Source organism: Cupriavidus sp. SK-3, assembly GCF_000611145.1.
GTDB lineage: Bacteria > Pseudomonadota > Gammaproteobacteria > Burkholderiales > Burkholderiaceae > Cupriavidus.
In genome coordinates, this window is the sequence record NZ_JFJV02000056.1 from 33,874 (window position 1) to 38,898 (window position 5,025).

The following is a 5,025-nucleotide window of genomic DNA, read 5'->3' on the forward strand; positions in this document are numbered from 1 at the left end:
TGCTGCCCCAGATCAGCGGGGCGGAGGCGGTCAGCAGGATATCCGCCGCGCGTACCTGCGCCTGCGGGACCGGAGCAACCTGCCGGGATGACAGCGGGGGAGCGGACTGGGCGTCGGGCTTCATGTCGTCATGCCTTCATTTTTCTTCATGAAAAGAATCTTGATATCAAGATTTAAAATCCACTTTACGAAGTGAAAGGCTTGATGTCAAGATTCTTGTCACTCAGTCAAATCGCAGCACACATCATGGCCACCCGCGGCAACCCCAAGGCACATGGCGCAACGGCGCCCACCGACGAAGCCGGCGGCGGCGCGTCTCCCCAGGCCAGCCAGCCAGCCGAGGCGCAAGGCGATCGCGTCGACCGCATCCTGGCCCAGTGGGCGCGCGAGCGCCCGGACCTGGATGCCGCGCCGATGGGCATCATCGGCCGCGTCTGGCGCCTGGCGCGCCACACCGATCGCGCGGTGGAAGCGGCGCTGGCGCCGGCAGGCCTGAATAGCTGGGAGTTCGATGTGCTGGCCACGCTGCGCCGCTCGGGGCCGCCCTATGCGCTGTCGCCGGGTGCGCTGATCGATTCGCTGATGATTACCTCGGGCACCATGACCAACCGGCTCGACCATCTCGAACGCGCCGGGCTGGTGCGCCGCTGCCCCAATCCGGATGACCGGCGCGGGCTGCTGATCGAGCTGACGCAGCCGGGCCGCGACCGCGTCGACCACGCGCTGGAGGTGCACGTGGCCAATGAGCATCGCTTGCTGGAGCGGCTGACGGCCGCTGAGCGCAAGCAGCTGGCAGGACTGCTGCGGCGCTGGCTGCAGGGTTTCGAGCCGGCTGACGAATAACACTGTCCCTTACACCGGCGCGGCTTCGGGGCTCCCGGCCCCCGGCCTGCTATCCCTTCGACCGCGCCGATTACGCCCCCCGCCGCACCCCGGAGACTATCGCATGCTTCTGAACCTTCGCCCGCGCGCCAGCGCCCTTTCCCGCCGCCCGTCACTGAAGGCCGCCGCCACGCTTGCCGCTTTGCTCTGCGCCGCCGCGGCGCAGGCGGCGCCGGTGGAGCCCGCCTACCAGCTCTCCCAGCAGGAAAAGCCCGCGCTCATCGCCACCCTCAAGGACCTGGTGTCGATTGAATCGGGCAGCAAGGACATCGAAGGGCTGGACCGCATCGCATCGCTGATCCGCGACCGGCTGGCCGCCATGGGCGGCGACGCGAAGCTGATCGAGCCCACGGAGGTCTACCGCATGGAAGACACGCCCAGGCAGGTCGGCAAGATGGTGATGGCGCAGTTCAAGGGCACGGGCAAGCGCAATATCATGCTGATCGCCCATATGGACACGGTCTACCTGCGCGGCATGCTGGCGCAGCAGCCGTTCCGCATCGACGGCGACCGCGCCTACGGCCTGGGCATCGCCGACGACAAGAACGGCGTGGCGGTGATCCTGCATACGGTAGCCATCCTGCAGAAGATGGGCTTCAAGGACTATGGCACGCTGACCGTGCTGATCAACGGCGACGAGGAGATCAGCTCGCCCGGCGCGCGCGCCATGCTGACCACCATGGGCAGCCAGCAGGACGCGGTGTTCTCCTGCGAAGCCACGCGCGTGACCGGCGACCGCCTGTCGCTCGCCACCAGCGGCATCGGCGCGATCTCGCTGACCGTGCATGGCAAGGCCTCGCACGCGGGCAACTCGCCCGAACAGGGCCACAACGCGCTGTATGAACTCTCGCACCAGATCCTGCAGATGCGCGACCTGTCCAACCCGGACAGCGGGCTCAAGGTGAACTGGACGATCTCGTCGGCCGGCACCAACCGCAACGTGATCCCGGCTACCGCCACCGCACAGGCCGATGTGCGCGTGCTGCGCACCGCCGACTACGGCAACCTGGAGCGCACGCTGCAGGAACGCGTGAAGAAGCAGCTGATCCCGGGCACCAGGGTGGAAGTGAAGTTCGAGCGCCGCCGCCCGCCGCTGGAAGCCACCGATGCCGCGCGCAAGCTCGCCGCGCACGCGCAAGGCGTATATGCCGAGATCGGCGAGAAGCTGGCCGTGCATGACACCGCCGAAGGCGGCGGCACCGATGCGGCCTTTGCCGCGGCCGCCACCAAGGCGCCGGTGATCGAGCGCTTCGGCCTGCGCGGCTTTGGCGCGCACTCCAACGATGCCGAGTATGTCGACCTCAACTCGGTCACGCCGCGCCTGTACCTGCTCACGCGGATGATCATGGACGTGTCGCAGGACAAGACTGGCCGCTGATCTGCTCGCCCCGCCTGTCCCCGGAAGACTGGCAGCGCACGCGCTGCCTGCCGGTGGACGCAAAGCACCGCGTCATCGCCGCGTCGGATGGCATGGGCTTGCTGGCCGAGACCTTCCCGCTGAAGGACGACAACCACCCCACCGGCTGGTACGAGGCGCCGGACGGCGCGCTGGTGGCGTTTGCCCGCACGCCGGGTTACGAGACCTATCCGGGGCTGGGCTGGTATGGCGTGATCGTCCAGCATCCGGCCGGCGGCAGGCATCCGGCAGAACACGCCTGATGCGCTGACATGCCAGCCCCACAGGTACTCCCGGCACCGCGTGGGGTTGCTGCAATATGGCGCACAAGCACCGCGACGGCGCATGGAATCGAACACCGGTACGGCCGCGTGCCACCGCGCGCTGGCTCAGGCCAGCTTTTTGCGCCCGCCGAGGTCGGGCAGGAAGATGGCCAGCAGCCCAAGCAGCGGCAGGAACGCGCACAACTCATAGACCGACTGGATGCCATGCGTGTCCGCCAGCTTGCCCAGCACCGCGGCGCCGATGCCGCCCATGCCGAAGGCAAAGCCGAAGAACAGGCCCGACACCATGCCCACCTTGCCAGGGATCAGTTCCTGCGCGAACACCAGGATGGCAGAGAAGGCGGACGCCAGGATAAAGCCGATGATGAACGACAGCACGCCGGTCCAGAACAGGTTGGCGTGCGGCAGCATCAGCGTGAACGGCGCCACGCCCAGGATCGACGCCCAGATCACGCGCTTGCGGCCGATGCGGTCGCCGATGGGACCACCCAGGATGGTGCCGGCCGCCACCGCGAACAGGAACACGAACAGGTAGAGCTGCGAACTCTGCCGCGTCAGGCCGAAACGCTCCATCAGGTAGAAGGTGTAATAGGTGTTCAGGCTCGCCATATAGAAATACTTGGAGAACACCAGCGCCATCAGCACCAGCATGGCGCGCACCACCGTGCCGCGCGGCAGCGGTGCGTGCGCGGCGACCGCCTTGCGCTTGCGCGTGGTATGCGCCAGCTCGCGGCCGTACCAGATACCGATCTGCCACAGCACGGCGATGGCCAGCAAGGCCGCGAGCGAGAACCAGGCCACGCCGCTCTGCTGGTGCACGATCCATGCCGCCAGCAGCGGCCCCGTGGCGCTGCCCGCGTTGCCGCCGACCTGGAAGATCGACTGCGCCAGCCCGTGCTGGCCGCCCGAAGCCATGCGCGCCACGCGCGACGACTCCGGATGGAAGATCGACGAACCGGTGCCCACCAGCGCGGCCGCCACCAGCAGCACGCCATAGGTCGGCGCCACCGACAGCAGCAGCAGGCCGCACAGCGTGAAGCCCATGCCGATCGACAGCGACTGCGGCTTGGGATGCTTGTCGGTGTACAGCCCCACCACAGGCTGCAGCAGCGAAGCCGTGATCTGGTAGGTCAGCGTAAGCAGCCCGATCTGGGTGAAGCTGAGATTGAAGCCGCCCTTGAGCATCGGGTAGATGGCCAGGATCAGCGACTGGATCATGTCGTTGAGGAAATGCGAAAAACTGATCGCCCCCAGCACGCGGAAACCGGTCCGCTCGGCGGCGCCCTGCGTAGTGTGAAGACTCGGGGCCTGGCCCTGCGGCGAGGCGTTCGCGCCGCCTGGCGCGGTATCGATGCGGCTGCTCATGATGGAAACGGGGGCTGAGAGAAAACAAGAGGGGAATCCTGGCGCCCATCGTAAATGGCGCAATTCCGCCTGTCCTGCGAGAATAGGGCCGCAACCTTGGAGAAAAGGACATGCCCCGTCCCGTTACTCGCCGCAACGCCGGTGCGGATGCTGCGCCGTCCGCGCCACACGGCGCCATCGCCCCGCCCTCGGCCCCGCGCTATCCCGCTGATATTCCCGGCACCGACCGCGCCGACAGTTACGCGGCGGTGCCCGCCTATCTCCGCTACGACCGCAGCCTGATGCCGGTCACCGCCATGGCGGCCGACTACGTGTCGGGCCATGTCACCAAGCCGCACCAGCATCCCAACGCCCAGTTGATCCACGCCGTACATGGCGTGATGGTGGTGGCCACCGCAGAAGGCCAATGGATCGTCCCGCCCACGCGCGGCATGTGGATGCCCGGCGGCACCGTGCACTGGATCCGCATGGTTGGCCACGTGCGCATGCGCACCGCCTATATCCGCCCGGACGCCGCCGCCAACCTGCCTACACGCTGCACCGTGCTCGGCATCACGCCGCTGCTGCGCGAACTCATCCTCGCCGCGATCGACATTCCCACGCCTTACGCCGCCGAATCGCGCGACGGACGGTTGATGCGGTTGCTGCTCGATGAGGTGATGCTGGTGCCAACGCTGCCTCTGCACTTGCCGCGTCCCGCCGATGCCGGGTTGCGGCAGATCTGCGATGCGATTGTCGGGACGCCGGATACGGCGCTTACCTTGGCTGAATGGGGGGAGCGGCTGGGGGTGGATCCCAAGACGATACAACGGCGGTTTGCGCGGGAGACCGGGATGACGTTTGGGCAGTGGAGGCAGCAGGCGAGGTTGCTGGCGGGGTTGGAGGGGCTGGCCGCCGGGGCTAAGGTGGTGGATGTGGCGTTGGATCTTGGGTATGAGAGTCCTAGTGCGTTTTCTACTATGTTCAGGAGGCAGTTTGGGGTGCCGCCTAGTGGGTTTTTTCGGTGAATTGGTGCGCTGGGGCTGATGGGATTTTTTGGGGCGGTGTTGGTTGTTGCACCCAAAAGCCATACGACATCCCCCTGCGGGGGACGCCGGT

Annotated in this window: 5 protein-coding genes; 4 read left to right on the forward strand and 1 reads right to left on the reverse strand. The window is 67.0% G+C overall.

Features of this window, described 5'->3' with window-relative positions:
- Positions 1-246: 246 nt before the first annotated feature.
- The 3 genes from CF70_RS06260 (at position 247) to CF70_RS06270 (ending at position 2,541) form a co-directional block, all read left to right on the forward strand.
- Positions 247-843 (forward strand): MarR family winged helix-turn-helix transcriptional regulator, encoded by a 597-nt coding sequence (locus CF70_RS06260; protein ID WP_081862042.1) that lies wholly within the window; start codon positions 247-249, stop codon positions 841-843.
- A gap of 103 nt (positions 844-946) precedes the next feature.
- Positions 947-2,260 (forward strand): M20/M25/M40 family metallo-hydrolase, encoded by a 1,314-nt coding sequence (locus tag CF70_RS06265; protein ID WP_035861988.1) that lies wholly within the window; start codon positions 947-949, stop codon positions 2,258-2,260.
- 53 nt (positions 2,261-2,313) lie between these two features.
- Positions 2,314-2,541, forward strand: a complete 228-nt coding sequence (locus CF70_RS06270; RefSeq protein ID WP_063830432.1) for a hypothetical protein — start codon at positions 2,314-2,316, stop codon at positions 2,539-2,541.
- 126 nt (positions 2,542-2,667) lie between these two features.
- Here the strand turns inward: CF70_RS06270 and CF70_RS06275 are convergent, their stop codons facing one another.
- The gene (locus CF70_RS06275; protein WP_035861993.1) at positions 2,668-3,927 is read right to left on the reverse strand and encodes an MFS transporter; all 1,260 of its coding nucleotides are present in this window, start codon (positions 3,925-3,927) and stop codon (positions 2,668-2,670) included.
- Between the two features lie 110 nt (positions 3,928-4,037).
- Here CF70_RS06275 and CF70_RS06280 point away from each other — a divergent pair, with 110 nt between their 5' ends.
- Positions 4,038-4,934 (forward strand): AraC family transcriptional regulator, encoded by an 897-nt coding sequence (locus tag CF70_RS06280; protein WP_081862043.1) that lies wholly within the window; start codon positions 4,038-4,040, stop codon positions 4,932-4,934.
- Positions 4,935-5,025 lie beyond the last annotated feature (91 nt).

What these genes read in the sequence shown, in the direction of transcription:
- CF70_RS06260 (WP_081862042.1), top strand. Translation starts at nt 247, where the DNA reads ATGGCCACCCGCGGCAACCCCAAGGCACATGGCGCAACGGCGCCCACC.
- CF70_RS06265 (WP_035861988.1), top strand. Translation starts at nt 947, where the DNA reads ATGCTTCTGAACCTTCGCCCGCGCGCCAGCGCCCTTTCCCGCCGCCCG.
- CF70_RS06275 (WP_035861993.1), bottom strand. Translation starts at nt 3,927, where the DNA reads ATGAGCAGCCGCATCGATACCGCGCCAGGCGGCGCGAACGCCTCGCCG.
- CF70_RS06280 (WP_081862043.1), top strand. Translation starts at nt 4,038, where the DNA reads ATGCCCCGTCCCGTTACTCGCCGCAACGCCGGTGCGGATGCTGCGCCG.